The sequence below is a fragment of the Streptomyces sp. NPDC052079 genome (genome assembly GCF_040680275.1).
Taxonomy (GTDB): Bacteria; Actinomycetota; Actinomycetes; order Streptomycetales; family Streptomycetaceae; genus Streptomyces.
The window spans coordinates 47,047-61,699 of sequence record NZ_JBFAWL010000013.1 but is presented as its reverse complement, the minus strand read 5'-3'; the positions used below and the strand labels follow the sequence as shown (position 1 = coordinate 61,699).

General features: G+C 72.4%; 13 protein-coding genes and 1 pseudogene. 8 read left to right on the top strand and 6 right to left on the bottom strand.

Going from position 1 to position 14,653, the window contains the following annotated elements:
• The first annotated feature begins 35 nt into the window (after nucleotides 1-35).
• A complete protein-coding gene (locus tag AB0L56_RS19895) occupies nucleotides 36-1,754 on the top strand; it encodes a protein kinase (protein WP_365424932.1) in 1,719 nt (572 codons plus the stop codon).
• Here the strand turns inward: AB0L56_RS19895 and AB0L56_RS19890 are convergent.
• Complete coding sequence (locus AB0L56_RS19890) at nucleotides 1,705-2,502, bottom strand: hypothetical protein (RefSeq protein WP_365424930.1); 798 nt, start codon at nucleotides 2,500-2,502, stop codon at nucleotides 1,705-1,707. The two genes, AB0L56_RS19895 and AB0L56_RS19890, sit on opposite strands and share 50 nt — an antisense overlap.
• A 7-nt stretch (nucleotides 2,503-2,509) precedes the next feature.
• Complete coding sequence (locus tag AB0L56_RS19885) at nucleotides 2,510-3,586, bottom strand: LacI family DNA-binding transcriptional regulator (RefSeq protein WP_365424928.1); 1,077 nt, start codon at nucleotides 3,584-3,586, stop codon at nucleotides 2,510-2,512.
• Between the two features lie 222 nt (nucleotides 3,587-3,808).
• Between AB0L56_RS19885 and AB0L56_RS19880 the strand changes: the two genes are divergently transcribed.
• From AB0L56_RS19880 to AB0L56_RS19870, 3 genes are all read left to right on the top strand, one after another.
• Complete coding sequence (locus AB0L56_RS19880; RefSeq protein WP_365424926.1) at nucleotides 3,809-4,762, top strand: ROK family protein; 954 nt, start codon at nucleotides 3,809-3,811, stop codon at nucleotides 4,760-4,762.
• 91 nt (nucleotides 4,763-4,853) lie between these two features.
• Nucleotides 4,854-5,036: a hypothetical protein gene (locus AB0L56_RS19875; protein ID WP_361023633.1), complete on the top strand. Its 183-nt coding sequence runs from the start codon at nucleotides 4,854-4,856 to the stop codon at nucleotides 5,034-5,036.
• A gap of 145 nt (nucleotides 5,037-5,181) precedes the next feature.
• On the top strand, nucleotides 5,182-6,222 hold the full coding sequence (locus tag AB0L56_RS19870) for an NUDIX domain-containing protein (protein WP_361023630.1): 1,041 nt from the start codon (nucleotides 5,182-5,184) through the stop codon (nucleotides 6,220-6,222).
• Between the two features lie 129 nt (nucleotides 6,223-6,351).
• On the opposite strand, the gene AB0L56_RS19865 is transcribed toward AB0L56_RS19870, so the two are convergent.
• Nucleotides 6,352-7,713 (bottom strand): dipeptidase, encoded by a 1,362-nt coding sequence (locus AB0L56_RS19865; RefSeq protein WP_365424923.1) that lies wholly within the window; start codon nucleotides 7,711-7,713, stop codon nucleotides 6,352-6,354.
• A 193-nt stretch (nucleotides 7,714-7,906) separates the two neighbouring features.
• Here AB0L56_RS19865 and AB0L56_RS19860 point away from each other — a divergent pair, with 193 nt between their 5' ends.
• Nucleotides 7,907-9,139 carry a geranylgeranyl reductase family protein gene (locus tag AB0L56_RS19860; protein ID WP_365424921.1) on the top strand — a complete coding sequence of 411 codons (1,233 nt, stop codon included), beginning with the start codon at nucleotides 7,907-7,909 and terminating at the stop codon, nucleotides 9,137-9,139.
• A 54-nt stretch (nucleotides 9,140-9,193) separates the two neighbouring features.
• On the opposite strand, the gene AB0L56_RS19855 is transcribed toward AB0L56_RS19860, so the two are convergent.
• Nucleotides 9,194-9,643 (bottom strand): nitroreductase family deazaflavin-dependent oxidoreductase, encoded by a 450-nt coding sequence (locus AB0L56_RS19855; protein WP_365424919.1) that lies wholly within the window; start codon nucleotides 9,641-9,643, stop codon nucleotides 9,194-9,196.
• Nucleotides 9,644-10,002: 359 nt separating this feature from the next.
• Here AB0L56_RS19855 and AB0L56_RS19850 point away from each other — a divergent pair, with 359 nt between their 5' ends.
• From AB0L56_RS19850 to AB0L56_RS19840, 3 genes and pseudogenes are all read left to right on the top strand, one after another.
• A complete protein-coding gene (locus tag AB0L56_RS19850) occupies nucleotides 10,003-10,713 on the top strand; it encodes a TetR/AcrR family transcriptional regulator (RefSeq protein WP_365424917.1) in 711 nt (236 codons plus the stop codon).
• 122 nt (nucleotides 10,714-10,835) lie between these two features.
• Nucleotides 10,836-12,114 (top strand): annotated as a pseudogene (locus AB0L56_RS19845) (sensor histidine kinase).
• On the top strand, nucleotides 12,111-12,776 hold the full coding sequence (locus AB0L56_RS19840; protein ID WP_361023613.1) for a response regulator transcription factor: 666 nt from the start codon (nucleotides 12,111-12,113) through the stop codon (nucleotides 12,774-12,776). Before AB0L56_RS19845 ends, AB0L56_RS19840 begins: the two are co-directional and overlap by 4 nt.
• Here the strand turns inward: AB0L56_RS19840 and AB0L56_RS19835 are convergent.
• Nucleotides 12,737-13,021 carry a DUF6332 family protein gene (locus tag AB0L56_RS19835; protein WP_365424915.1) on the bottom strand — a complete coding sequence of 95 codons (285 nt, stop codon included), beginning with the start codon at nucleotides 13,019-13,021 and terminating at the stop codon, nucleotides 12,737-12,739. The genes AB0L56_RS19840 and AB0L56_RS19835 overlap by 40 nt on opposite strands.
• A gap of 92 nt (nucleotides 13,022-13,113) precedes the next feature.
• Nucleotides 13,114-14,595, bottom strand: a complete 1,482-nt coding sequence (locus AB0L56_RS19830) for an MFS transporter (protein WP_365424913.1) — start codon at nucleotides 14,593-14,595, stop codon at nucleotides 13,114-13,116.
• Between the last annotated feature and the right edge of the window lie 58 nt (nucleotides 14,596-14,653).

Below are 14,653 nucleotides of genomic sequence, written 5' to 3'. Positions count from 1 at the left end.
CACGCATAGTAGGCGGGTCACAGAACGGGGCGACGGTGTCAACGGGGGAGTACGGACAGGCGGACGGGATCGGCCGGGTGCTGGCAGGGCGGTACCGGGTCACCGCCAGGCTCGGTCGCGGCGGCATGGGCGTGGTCTGGAAGGCGGTGGACGATGTCCTCGGCCGCGAGGTGGCGGTCAAGGAACTCCGCACCTACAGCGACGCCGCCGGACCCGAACTGGCGGACCTCGGACTGCGGATGCAGCGCGAGGCGCGGGCCGCGGCCCGGGTGCGCCACCCCGGTGTCATCGCCGTCCACGACATCGCCGAGGAGGACGGCCGCCCGCTGATCGTGATGGAGCTCATCGACGGGCCGTCCCTGGACGACGTGCTCCGCGACCGCGGCACCCTCGATCCGCGCGAGGCCGCCGGGATCGGCGCCAAGGTGATGGACGCGCTGGCCGCCGCCCACCGGGCCGGCGTGCTGCACCGCGACGTGAAGCCCGCCAACATCCTGCTCGACCGCTCGGGCCGGGTCGTGCTCACCGACTTCGGCATCGCCGCCATGGAGGACCCCGGCGACGGCGCGGCGACCCAGCTCACCCGCAGCGGCGAGATCGTCGGCTCCCTCGACTACCTGGCGCCCGAACGTGCCCAGGGCGCCGTGCCGGGACCGGCCTCCGACGTCTGGGCCCTGGGCGCCACGCTCTACGCGGCCGTCGAGGGCGCCTCACCCTTCCGCCGTACGTCGACCTTCTCCACGCTTACCGCCATCGTGTCCGAGCCGCTGCCCGGGTCACGCCGGGCCGGTCCGCTCGCGCCCGTCCTCGGGCAACTGATGGACAAGCGGCCCGACGCCCGTCCGGAGGCCGCGCAGGCGTGCGCGCTCCTGGAGGCCGTCGCCACCGGCGCGGACGCGTCGACGGCCGCGCTGCGCCTGCCGGCACCCCCGCCCGCTCCCGGACGGACCGAGACGGAACTCGCCGTCCCCGCGGTACCCCCGGGCTTCGGGCCACCGGCGGAGGGAGGCCCCGGACCCGGCGCCGTGGCCGCACATCCGGTTCCGGACCCCTCCTCCAGGCCCACCCGGCCAATGAGCTCCCCCTCCGGATCCCGCAGGCCTCGCGTGCTGCTCGCCGCCCTGGCCGTCGCCGTCGTCGTCGCCGCGGCCGGAGTCACGGCCGCCGTGGTCTACTCCCCGGACGGCACACGCGGTGACGCGCACACCGGCGCCACCCGTACCGATGGCCCGTCCTCCCCCGCCGCGTCCGGCGACACGGACGCCGGCCGGCCCCTGGGGCCCGGAGCGGACACGGAGAAGAGCACGGCACCGCCGGACAAGCCCGGCGCGCAGGACGGAACCGCCGAGCCGACCGGCAGCCCCGCCGCCACCGGCGCCGAGGAGAAGACCCCCGAGCGCGGCGGATCCGGCGGGGCCGCCGCCGACGACGACGGCGCACCGGACGGCGACGGCGGTTCCGGCACGCAGGATCCGGTCTGCCACCCGATCGGCGGCGGCAAGTACAACTGCGAGGTCTGGCGCACCGCCACGTCCCACACCGCCTCGGGCACCGAGGTCGGCGTCCTCAACGCGGGCACCAACTACTTCTACTGCCAGCAGAACCTGGGCCGCCGGCAGAGCCAGGGCGAGTGGACCAACGTCTGGTGGGCCAGAACCGACGACGACAGCGGCAACACCGATGTCTGGGTCAACGACGTCCACATCAGGGGCGGCGCCAACGACGCGCCGGTGCCCGGACTTCCGTACTGCTGAGACCGACGTACCGCTCCAGGCCGCAGGCGGTCACCATCTTCTCCTCGGCGAACAGCCGGGTGCCCCGGGCGCACAGGTCCCGGTCGGCGCGCGCCCGGGCGGAGAACTCCTCGGGGGAAGTGCCGAACAGCTCCCGCAGGCGGGGCACGTGCGCGAGCAGTTCGGTGAGCAGCGGCCGCTGGCCCGGATGGGCGCGCGGTACTCCGGTGCCGTCGTGCAGCACACCGTGGCGGTTGACGTACGCGTACGCGCCGGGCAGCACCGAGCCGTCGGCGAGCTCGATCCGCACATCGGGTGCGGGAAGCCAGGCGCGCCGGAAGTTGCCATCCGGCCGCGGCGCGCCCTCGCTCGCGTCGATCACCGCGAGCTGCCGGGCGTCGAGCCAGAGGACGAACAGCTCACGCATCGCTCCCGGGGCGGCGACCGGCGAGTTGGACACGTAGCCCATGCGGCTGACGTGCGCCGAGACGCCGATACCGACGCCCGTCACCCGGGCGCGCACCATCGGCAGCGGCGTGACGATCCCGGACTCGGCCATCTTGTGCCGCAACTGGCCGGGGCAGGCGTTGGAACCGACCGCCAGCACCGGGACGCGGTCGTCGTACACCAGACGGTCCAGCGGCAGCAGCCGGGGCCCGTCGAGCAGCCCCGAATCCTTCGGCCAGGCGCCCGGGTACAGCAGCGGATGCTCACGCGGCGCCTCGTCCAGACCCAGCGCCCGCAGGGTGCGGTCCTCCTCCACCGGCACCGCCCGCTCAGTCCGACGGGGGCAGCTCGCCGGAGCCGCGGGTGATCAGCCGGGTGGGCAGCTCGATGCGCTCCGGGGGGAGCAGGGTGCCGTCCAGCCGGCGGAACAGCCGCTCGGCGGCGGTCCGGCCGAGCGCGGCCGCGTCCTGGGCGACGACGGTGACACCCGGGCTGAGGAGGTCGGCCAGCTCGATGTCGTCGAAGCCGACGAGGGCGACCGGCCGGGAGTGCTCGGCCAGCACCCGGATCACGGTGACCGTCACCCGGTTGTTGCCCGTGAAGATCGCGGTGACCGGTTCCGGGCCGGACAGCATCTCCCGGGCCGCCCGGGAGACCCGCTCGGGGTCGGTGACGCCCAGCGACATCCAGGAGTCCGCCACCGGTATCCCCGCGTCCTCCATGGCGGTCCGGTAGCCGCGCAGACGCTCGGCCGCGGTGTGGATACGGGGCATGTCGCCGATGAAGCCGATCCTGCGGTGTCCGTGCGCGATCAGATGGCTCACCCCGTCGCGAGCGCCGCCGTAGTTGTCCGACACCACGGTGTCCGCGTCGATGTGCCCGGCCGGGCGGTCCACGAAGACCGTGGCGACGCCCGCCTTGATCTCCGGCTCCAGATAGCGGTGGTCGTCGCCGGCCGGGATCACCACCAGTCCGTCGACCCGTCGGGCGCACAGCGCGAGCACCAGTTCCTGCTCGCGGTCGGCGTCCTCCGCGCTGGAACCGTTGATCAACAGTGCGCCGTGGGCGCGGGCCACCTCCTCCACCGCCCGGCTCAGCGGCCCGTAGAACGGGTCCGCGAGATCCTCCAACACCAGGCCGATGCTGGCGGTGCGGCCCTTGCGCAGCACCCGGGCGCTGTCGTTGCGGCGGAAGCCGAGCGCCTCGATCGCCTCCCGGACGCGGCGCTCCGTCTCGGGAGTGACCCCCGGTTCGCCGTTGACCACCCGGGAGACCGTCTTGAGCCCGACCCCCGCGCGGGCCGCCACGTCCTTCATCGTCGGACGGTTGCCGTAACGGGCCCCTGGGATGCTGTCGGTGCGGCGGGTCGTCTCCGGCACGGTGCGGTGTCCTGTCCTGTCGGCCACGGGGATGCGTTGGGTCCATGGGCTTGTACGAGGATGTGGCGTCGAGCATAGAGCCTGGACAACGTTGTCAGGCTCGGGGACACTGTCCCACGCACACTCCGGCCCGGACATCGACGCAGGACGGAACAGCCGCCCGTGCTCCGTGTGTTGCCTCCTGGTCGCGCATGGTCGTTCCCAGGGTTTCAGATGTTTTTCCATGTTTGACGGGGAGATCCGACACCGATGCACACCGACCTCGTGGCTGCGCTCGACATCGGCGGCACCAAGATCGCCGGGGCTCTGGTGGACCGCCAGGGACGGATCCTGGTTCGCGCCCAGCAGCCGACGCCCGCCCGCGAGGACGGCGAGACCGTGATGCGCGCGGTCGAGACGGTGCTCGGCGAACTCACCGCCTCCCCGCTGTGGCAGCGCGCCGGCGCCGTCGGCATCGGCAGTGCCGGCCCGGTGGACGCCTCCGCGGGCACGGTGAGCCCGGTGAACGTGCCCGGCTGGCGCGACTACCCGCTGGTCGCCCGGGTCCGGGACGCGGCCGGTGGCCTGCCCGTGGAGCTGATCGGCGACGGCGTGGCGATCACGGCCGCCGAACACTGGCAGGGCGCCGCCCGCGGTCACGACAACGCCCTGTGCATGGTCGTCTCCACCGGGGTCGGCGGCGGCCTGGTCCTCGGCGGCCGGCTGCACCCCGGACCCACCGGCAACGCCGGCCACATCGGACACATCAGCGTGGACCTCGACGGCGACCTGTGCCCCTGCGGCTCGCGCGGCTGTGTGGAGCGGATCGCGAGCGGGCCCAACATCGCCCGCCGCGCCCTGGAGAACGGCTGGCGGCCCGGCCCGGACGGCGACACCTCCGCCGCCGCGGTCGCGGCGGCCGCCCGGGCCGGGGACCCGGTGGCCGTCGCGTCCTTCGAACGGGCGGCCGGCGCCCTGGCCGCCGGTATCGCGGCCGCCGCGACGCTGGTGGAGATCGACATAGCCGTGATCGGCGGCGGCGTGGGCAAGGCGGGCGAAATCCTCTTCGCTCCCCTGCGCAAGGCCCTCACCGAGTACGCCACCCTGTCCTTCGTGCAGCGTCTCGCGGTGGCCCCCGCGCAGATGGGCACCGACGCGGGCCTGGTGGGCGCCGCCGCGGCGGCACTGGTCAGCAGGGCGGACACGGCGGTCGCGGGGGTGTGAGAGGCGGCCGGGGGCCGTCGGCGGAAGGCTCCGCGGTCCTCGAGGAAGAGCCGTGCGTGACCCCGCGGCGGTCTCCGCAGTTGAGCCGGGTATGAAGAAGCGCAGCATGCTGGCCATCGCCTCCCTCGCCACCGGGTTCGTCGTCGCGGCCGTCACCCCGTCGCACGCGCAGGGTGACACCCTCGGCGGGCTCGCCGTCGACGACACCCTCAGCACCCTCGACCGCACGGTGGCCGAGGACAACACCCTGCTCCTGGACGTCGACCAGGACTGATCCATCGCGCGGCGGAGTCGTACGGCGCCGGCATCCCTTGTCGAGAGGGGTGCCGGCGCCGCTCTCATGCCTTCTCAACTGGATCTGGTTTCCGTGGCAGGGTGGAGCGGGCAAGCCACAGGGGGCCAACAGAAGAGGGGGAAACGTGATCGTCTGGGTCAATGGCGCGTTCGGTGCGGGGAAGAGCACCACCGCGCGCGAACTGATCGAGCTGATCCCGAACAGCACGCTCTTCGACCCCGAGGTCATCGGCGGAGCACTGGACCGGCTGCTCCCGCCCAAGCGCCTCGCCGAGGTCGGCGACTTCCAGGACCTCCCGATCTGGCGACGTCTCGTGGTCGACACAGCGGCAGCGATGCTCGCCGAGCTCGGCGGGACCCTCGTGATCCCCATGACCCTGCTGCGTCAGGAGCACCGCGACGAGATCTTCGGTGGCCTCGCCGCCCGCCGGATACCCGTCAGACATGTCCTGCTCGCTCCGGCGGAAACGATCCTGCGCGAGCGCATAGCCGCCCGCGAGGTCCCCGCGGACCTCCCCGACGGCGAAATACGCGTCCGCCAGTGGGCGTACGACCACATCGAGCCGTACAAGGCGGCCCTCGCCGCCTGGCTCACCGCCGACGCCTATCCGGTCGACAGCTCGACCCTGACCCCGTACGCCACCGCCCTGCGGATCGCCGAGGCGGTCGGCAGCGGGGCGGTTCCCGCCTGCGACATCGTCCAGACACCCGAGCCCACCGCCGAGACGGTCGCCGCCGGGGTCCTGCTCTTCGACGAACACGACCGCGTGCTGCTCGTCGACCCGACCTACAAGGCGGGCTGGGAGTTCCCGGGCGGTGTCGTCGAACGCGGCGAGGCTCCCGCGCGCGCCGGGATGCGCGAGGTGGCCGAGGAGACCGGGATCCGCCTCGATGAGGTGCCCGCGCTGCTGGTCGTCGACTGGGAGCCGCCCACGCCGCCCGGATTCGGGGGTCTGCGGCTGCTCTTCGACGGCGGACGGCTCGACTCCGCGGAGGCCGGCCGGCTGCTGCTGCCCGGACCGGAACTGCGCGGCTGGCGCTTCGTCTCCGAGACGGAGGCCGCCGACCTGCTGCCACCGGTCCGCTACGAACGGCTGCGCAGGGCACTGCGGGCACGCGAACGCGGCAAGGCGATGTATCTGGAGGCCGGAGTGCCGGTCGGCTGAGACCGGGCGGTCGGGTGGTCGGGTGGTCGGGCGATTGGGTGGTCGGGTCTTCCACGCGTGAGGCGCGGAGGAGGCGCGATGCGAAGCCCCCGGCCCCGCCGGGGACGGGGACTTCGGCCCGGGCAGAGGTCAGTTGGCGCCGGACGCGTAGGTGCGCAGGAACAGCGCCTCCGCGACCGACAGCCGCTCCAGCTCGTCCGGGGACACGCTCTCGTTCACCGCGTGGATCTGCGCCTCCGGCTCGCTCAGGCCGATGAGCAGGATCTCCGCCTTCGGGTAGAGGGCGGCGAGGGTGTTGCACAGCGGGATGGAGCCGCCCAGGCCGGCGTACTGCATCTCCTGCCCCGGGTAGGCCACCGCCATCGCCTCGGCCATGGCCCGGTAGGCGGGGCTGGTGGTGTCCGCGCGGAACGCCTGCCCCTGCCCGATCTGTTCGGTGCTCACCCGGGCGCCCCACGGCGTACGCGACTCCAGGTGCGCCCGGAGCAGCGTGGTCGCCTCCGCCGCGTCGACGCCCGGCGGCACCCGCAGGCTGATCAGCGCACGGGCGCTCGCCTGCACCGAGGGCGTGGCACCGACCACCGGCGGGCAGTCGATGCCGAGCACGGTGACCGCCGGACGCGCCCAGATACGGTCGGCGACCGTGCCGGAACCGATCAGCTCCACACCGTCGAGCACCTTGGCGTCCTTGCGGAACTGCTCGTCGTCGTACTGCAGTCCGTCCCACGCGCTGTCAGCGTTCAGCCCGTCCACGGTGGTGCTGCCGTCCTCCGCGCGCAGCGAGTCCAGTACGCGCACCAGCGCGGCCAGCGCGTCCGGCGCGGCACCGCCGAACTGGCCGGAGTGCAGATTGCCCTCGAGGGTGTCGACGGACACCCGGACGAGCGTCATGCCGCGCAGTGTGGAGGTGACAGTCGGCAGGCCGGCGCGGAAGTTGCCCGCGTCGCCGATCACGACGGCGTCGGCCGTCAGCAGGTCGGGGTGCTCCTCGGCGTACCGCTCCAGACCGCCGGTGCCCTGCTCCTCGGAGCCCTCCACGATCACCTTGACGTGCACGGGGACACCCCCGTCGGCCTTGAGCGCGCGCAGGGCCAGCAGGTGCATGATCAGGCCGCCCTTGCAGTCCGCGGTCCCGCGCCCGTACCAGCGGCCGTCGCGCTCGGTCAGCTCGAAGGGCGGGGTCGTCCAGCCGGATTCGTCGAGCGGCGGCTGCACGTCGTAGTGCGCGTAGAGCAGGACGGTCCTGGCGCCCTCCGGGCCGGGCAGGTATCCGTACACCGACTGCGTGCCGTCCGGGGTGTCCAGCAGCGCCACGTCCTCGAAGCCCTCGGCGGTCAGCGCGTCGGCGATCCAGCGCGCGGCGCCCTCGCTCTCGCTGCGCGGGAACTGGTCGAAGTCCGCCACCGACTTGAAGGCCACCAGCTCGGTGAGCTCCTCCTTCGCCCTGGACATCAGCGAGGCGACGGTCGCGGCGACCGGATTCGACGACATGGGCACGCTCCTTGTGGGTGCGACGTTGTACATCTGCGTACTTCTTTGTACGAGATGATCGTGCGGTGTGCGTGAGGACCCGTGTACGGGGCACTTACGCCGCCGATCCTCCCACAGTGGCCCCAGCCGATCGCCGCCGTAGGATGCGGGGGGACAGAGCGGCAGGCGGCGGGATCGGGAGCAGTAGACCATCGTGAGCAGCGAGAACTCTTCGGCGGACGACGTTCGGCAGGTGTGGGACGTCGTCGTGGTGGGCGCGGGACCCGCGGGGGCCTCCGCCGCCTACGCGGCGGCGGTCGCGGGACGGCGCGTGCTGTTGCTGGAGAAGGCGGAGCTGCCACGCTACAAAACGTGCGGTGGCGGCATCATCGGCCCCTCGCGCGACTCGCTCCCGCCCGGCTTCGAACTCCCGCTGAAGGACCGGGTGCACGCGGTGACGTTCTCCAGCAACGGCCGCTTCAGCCGCACCCGTCGTTCCCGCCAGATGCTGTTCGGGCTGATCAACCGCCCCGAGTTCGACCAGCAACTCGTGGAGCACGCGCAGAAGGCGGGCGCCGAACTGCGCACCGGCGTCGCCGTGCAGCGCGTGGAGCAGCACGGCTCGGCCGTGCCGGACCGGCGCACGGTCGCCGTCGTCCTGCAGGGCGGCGAGACGGTGCTCGCGCGGGCCGTGGTCGGCGCGGACGGCAGCGCCGGCCGGATAGGAGCCCATGTCGGGGTCAAGGTGGACCAGGTCGACCTGGGCCTGGAGGCGGAGATCCCGGTACCGGAGACCGTCGCCGAGGACTGGAAGGGGCGGGTGCTCATCGACTGGGGCCCCATGCCGGGCAGTTACGGCTGGGTCTTCCCCAAGGACGACACGCTCACCGTCGGTGTGATCTCGCGGCGCGGTGAAGGCGCCGCGACCAAGCGGTACTTGGAGGACTTCATCGGGCGGCTCGGCCTCGCCGGGTTCGAACCGAGCATCTCTTCCGGGCACTTGACCCGCTGCCGTGCCGACGACTCGCCGCTGTCGCGCGGCCGGGTGCTGGTGTGCGGGGACGCGGCCGGGCTGCTGGAGCCGTGGACCCGCGAGGGCATCTCCTTCGCGCTGCGCTCGGGCCGGCTGGCGGGGGAGTGGGCCGTGCGGATCGCCGAGGCCCACGACGCCGTGGACACGCGGCGCCAGGCACTGAACTACGCCTTCGCCGTCAAGGCGGGGCTGGGCGTGGAGATGAGCGTGGGCAAGCGGATGCTGGCCGCGTTCGAACGGCGTCCCGGAGTGTTCCACGCCGTCCTCACCGGCTTCCGCCCGGCCTGGAAGGCCTTCAAGGACATCACGCAGGGTTCGACGACGCTCGGCGAACTGGTCCGCACCCACCCGATGGCCCACCGCGCCCTGCTGGCACTGGACCGGCGTCCGGCGGGGGAAGAGGCCGGCTCCTGACCGTGTGACAGGGGGAGCACGGGGGAGCCCGGGGGCCCTGGCTGCGGGAAGGGGTCAGCTCTCGGCCGTGATCCGGAAGACCGGGTGGTCGGGGGCGATACGGCGCAGTTCGTCGTCGGAGGAGTCGGGGCCGACCCCCTTGAAGAAGGCCCCGACCTCCGCCTTCCACCGCTTGAGGTAGGCACGCAGCAGCGGCGGCTTGTCGCCGTCGGCCACCTCTGTGGCGGTGAAGACTTCCACCCTCTTGCCGAGGCGCAGCTCGCCGCCGCCGGCCGCGCGCATGTTGTGCGTCCACTGGACGTGGCCGCGCGGTGCTACGAGATACCGCTCGCCGTCGATGGTGAGCAGGTTGACGGGGGTCGTCCGCCACTGGCCGCTCTTGCGGCCGCGGACGGCGAGGACGCGGGAGCCCCAGACGCTGAGCCCGCGGCGGGTCAGCCACGAGACGAGCCGGTTGAGGACGTTGACGGTGAACCAGCCGGGCTTCTGGACGTGCGTGGACATCGGAGGCTCCCGTGGGTGTGGGTGTGGCGGTGTCGTGAGCAGCGCTTCCTTCTGGGAGCGGTGCTCTCTTCCTAGAGTCGTGCTTCTCTTCGCGAGCGGTGCCCTTCTTTGAGGTTGACGCTCGCCTCCGAGAGCGCTGCTCTCTTCACAAAGTGGGCGGTGCTCTCTTAGCGGAGCGGTGCCCTTTCGGGAGCGGTGCTCTCTTTCGAGAGCGGTGCTCTCGCTTGCTGTCGCCGCCCAGTCTGCCCGAGATCGATGCTCTAAAGCAAGAGCACTGCTCTCTTCCGTGTGTGCCGCTCGCAAAAGTGTTCGGCGCTCGCGTTTGTGTGCAGTGCTCTGCTTCGTGGAACACTGCTCCCATGAGCAGCACACACGGCGCCCGCGCCCGGGCCAGGATCGAAGTCACCGCGGCCATCAAGGAAGAGGCCCGCAGACAGCTGGCGAAGGAAGGCGCCACCAAGCTCTCCCTGCGGGCCGTCGCACGCGAACTCGGCATGGCGTCCTCCGCCCTCTACCGTTACTTCCCCAGCCGTGACGACCTGCTCACCGCACTCATCATCGACGCCTACGAGTCCCTCGGCGAGGCAGCCGAAGCGGCACGCGACGCGGCCGCCGACGCGGGGCCCATCCAGCGCTGGACTGCCGTATGCCAGGGCATCCGCGCCTGGGCGCTCGGGCATCCGCACGAGTACGCGCTGATCTACGGCACGCCGGTGCCCGGCTACACCGCCCCCGACACCACCGTCCCGGCCGCCGCCCGCGCCGTCCTCGTCATCGTCGGCATCCTCCGGGACGCGCAAGCGGGTCTTGGCCTCGCCAAGCCCCCACTGCCGCCGGAGCTGAAGCCCGAGGCCGTACGGATGGCGGCCGAACTGGCCCCTGATCTGCCGCCCGAGGTGGTGGTGACGACGGTCGCGGCCTGGGCCCAGCTGTTCGGGCTGATCGGGTTCGAGCTGTTCGGGCAGTTCAACCGGGTCGTGGAGGACCGCGACACGTTCTTCCGTCATGTGGTGGGGCAGCTCGCGCACACGGTGGGCCTGGTGTATCCGCAGCAGGGACCCGCGATCTGAGGCACCGCCCGTCGGCTCGCCGCCGCAGAGGCAGGACCGTCGCGCGTACTCCGCCGGAAGTACGTGTGATCACCACGCCGGGGGGACGCCGTCCCGGGCGCCCGGCGTCTAGCGTGGCCGACATGGACAAGCAGCCTGGACCCGGCGCCGGCCCGCCGTGGTGGTGGCGGCACGGCCCGCCCGGGTGGAGCCGCTGGGCCGACCAGCACGACGAGGCTGGCCAAGGCGAAGGCGACGGCGACGGTGACAGCGGCACCAACCGGCGCCCCCGGTGGCCCTGGCGTTCCACCGTGCTGGTCATGGTGTTCGTGCTGGCCGGCTCCAACTTCGCGGCCCGCGCGCAGGAGGGCGAGCGGGTTGCCCTGGACCCCTTCGGGCGGGTCCTGCTGTTCGTGGCGGGCGCGCTCCTGCTGTGGCGGAAGCGGCACCCCGTGCCCGTCGTGTTCGGCACGGTGGCCGCGGTCCTGCTCTATGTGGGGGCCGGATACCCGTATGGGCCGGTGTTCCTCACCGTCGTCGTGGCCTGCTTCAGCGCCATCGTCTCGGGGCACCGGCATGCGGCATGGGCGGCGATGGCGACGTTGTGGACGGGGCACCTGCTGATCGCCCACGTCCTGTACCGCTGGCTGCCGCCTTCCGGTGACCGGGCCGCCTCCTGGACCCAGGAGATCGTGATCGCCACCTGGCTGGTGGCGCTCGTGGCGGTGTCCGAACTGGCCCGGACCCGCCGTGAGCAATGGGCACGGGAGCGGGCCGAGCGGGCCCAGGCGGCACGGCGCCGCGCGGACGAGGAACGGCTGCGGATCGCCCGGGAACTGCATGATGTGCTGGCGCACAGCATCTCCGTCATCAACGTGCAGGCGGGCGTGGGCCTCGCACTGCTGGACAGCGACCCGGAGCAGGCGCGCACCGCCCTGGGCACCATCAAGGCCAAGAGCAAGGAGGCGCTCGGGGAGGTGCGCCAGGTGCTCGGCACGCTGCGCGCGCCCGGCGCCGCGCCCCGCGCCCCCGCCCCCGGTCTGGACCGGCTGCCCGAACTGGTCGAACAGGCAGCGAGCGCCGGACTGACCGTGACGGTCGAGGGGGAGGCGTCGCGGCTGCCTCCCGGCGTGGACCTGGCCGCGTTCCGGGATCGTCCAGGAGGCCCTCACCAACGTCGTACGGCACTCGGGCTCGCGGGAGGCCCGCGTGTGCATCGAGCGGGACGGGGGACGGCTGCGGCTGCGCATCGACGACGACGGGCCCGCCACCGGCGCCGACGCGGGAGGCGGCGGTAACGGACTCGCCGGGATGCGGGAGCGGGCCGCCGCGCTGGGTGGCACCATCGAGGCGGGTCCGCGCCCCGACGGCGGGTTCCGGGTGCTCGCCGTACTGCCGCTCGAGGTCAAGGAGGACCGGTGATCCGCGTACTGCTGGCCGACGACCAGTCACTGGTCCGGGCGGGATTCCGCGCGCTGCTGGACGCACAGCCGGACGTCGAGGTGGCGGGGGAGGCGGCGGACGGCGAGGAGGCCGTGCGGCTGATCCGCGAACTGCGGCCCGATGTGGTGCTGATGGACATCCGCATGCCCGCGCTCGACGGTCTGGCCGCCACCCGTCGCGTGACGGAGGACGCGGAACTCGCGGAGGTGAAGGTGGTCATGCTCACCACCTTCGAGCTGGACGAGTACGTCTTCGAGGCCATCCGCTCGGGAGCCTCGGGCTTCCTGGTCAAGGACACCGAGCCGGGCGAACTGCTGCGCGCGGTGCGGGCGGTGGTCGGCGGTGACGCGTTGCTGTCGCCCGGGGTGACACGTCGGCTGATCGCGGAGTTCGCGGCCCGTTCCAAGGAACCGGCGGCCGCCGACGCCCTGGCCGGGCTCACCGAGCGGGAGCGGGAGGTCATGGCGCTGGTGGGCATCGGCCTGTCCAACGAGGAGATCGCCCGGCGTCTGGTCGTCAGTCCGCTCACGGCGAAGACCCATGTCAGTCGCACCATGGTGAAACTCGGCGCCCGTGACCGGGCCCAACTGGTCGTTCTGGCCTATGAGTCGGGGCTGGTGCGGCCGGGCTGGCTGGGCTGAACCGCTCGCCGGAACCGCACCAGCACGGTGACCGTGCGGACGGCGAACAGGGCCGTGGCGAGTACCGGGCCGGCGTACGACAGCGTCGCCTCGACGATCTCCGGCAGGTCGAAGAGCAGCGCCGGACCCGTCACGGCGCCCAGGACGACCGCCGCGGCGAACGTGGCGCTGTACAGCGCGTACCCGATCTCGACGGTGATCGCGTCCCGTTCGGCCTGGGTCCGGCGTCCCCCGTGCACCGTCATGCGCTCCCCCTGACGTCACTCACTCCCGGAGTCAAACAGGCGTGTGCCCGGCGGGCAAGCAACCCGCCGGGCACACGATGGAGACGGTCCCCCTAGTCACGGGCGCCGACGCGCTCCGCCTCCGTCTCCCGCACGGTGGACTTGGCCACGACCACGGACCCGCCCCGGCGGCCGCCGCGCAGCCCCGAGAGGGTGATGAGCAGGCCCGTCAGGGCGATCACCGCCACCACCACGAGGCCGGGCCGGTAGCTGTCGAGGACCTGCTGCCGGGTGGGGTTCTCGGAGGAGTTGGCGGTCACCACGGCGGTCACCACCGCCAGGAAGACCGCCCCGCCCACCTGCACCGACGTGTTGAGCAGACCGGAGACCATGCCCTGCTCGTGCTCGTCGACGCCATTGGTGGCCTGGACGTTGAGGGAAGGGAAGGTCAGGGCGAAGCCGGAGCCGACGAGCAGCATGGTCGGCAGGATGACCGCCGCGTAGACCGGGTCGAGATCGATGCGCAGGAACAGGACGTATCCGGCGACCATCAGGGCGAAGCCCACCACGATCAGGCGTGCGGTGCCGAACCGGTCGATGACGGCGCCGACCTTGGTCGCCGACAGCGCCACCAGCGCGCCCGCCGGCAGGAAGGCCAGCGCGGTGTGCAGGGCCGACCAGCCGAGCAGTTGCTGCATGTACAGGGTGACGAGGAACTGGAAGCCGAAATAACTGCCCACGAAGGTGAACGCGCCCAGCTGTGCGCGTACTTGGGGTCCGGAGCGCAGGACGCCCAGCCGGATCAGCGGGCTCGGGCTGCGTCGTTCGACGGTCACGAAGAGGGCGAGCAGGACGGCGACGGCCACGAAGGACAGCATCGTACGGGCCGTGGCCCAGCCCACCTCGGGCGCCTGCACCACGGTGAACACGAGCAGCAGCATCGAGGCCGTGCCGAGCACCGCGCCGGGGACGTCGTAACCGCCGTGGCCGCGTTCGCGGGCGCTGCGCGGCAGCAGCTTCAGACCGGCGACCAGGGCGATCAGCGCGATGGGCGCGGGCAGCAGCATGGTGAGCCGCCAACTGGCCTCGGTGAGCAGCCCGGAGAAGACCAGGCCCATCGAATAGCCGGTGGCGCCGCAGGTGGTGTAGATCGACAGGGCCCGGTTGCGCAGCGGCCCCTCGGGAAACGTGGTGGTGATGATGGACAGGCCGGCGGGGGCGGTGAAGGCGGCGCTGAGTCCCTTCACGAACCGGCTGGCGATCAGCAGCGGACCCGAGTCCACGAGCCCGCCGAGCAGCGAGGCGACCGCGAAGACGCCGAGGGCCACCAGGAAGACCTGACGGCGGCCCAGCAGGTCGGCCGCCCGTCCGCCGAGGAGCAGCAGTCCGCCGTAGCCCAGGATGTAGCCGCTGACGATCCACTGCAGCGACGCGGTGGACAGGCCTAAGTCGGCGCCGATCGACGGCAGGGCGACACCGACCATGGACACGTCCAGCGCGTCCAGGAACATCGCGGCGCAGAGCACCAGCAGGGTGCCCCACAGCCGGGGGGTCCAGCGCCCGTGGGGCGCGGAGGTGATGAGCGGAGAGGTCATGCCCGAGAGGTTTGCATGCGCATGCATGGAATGCAAGCGCATTTAATTTGGATGCAAT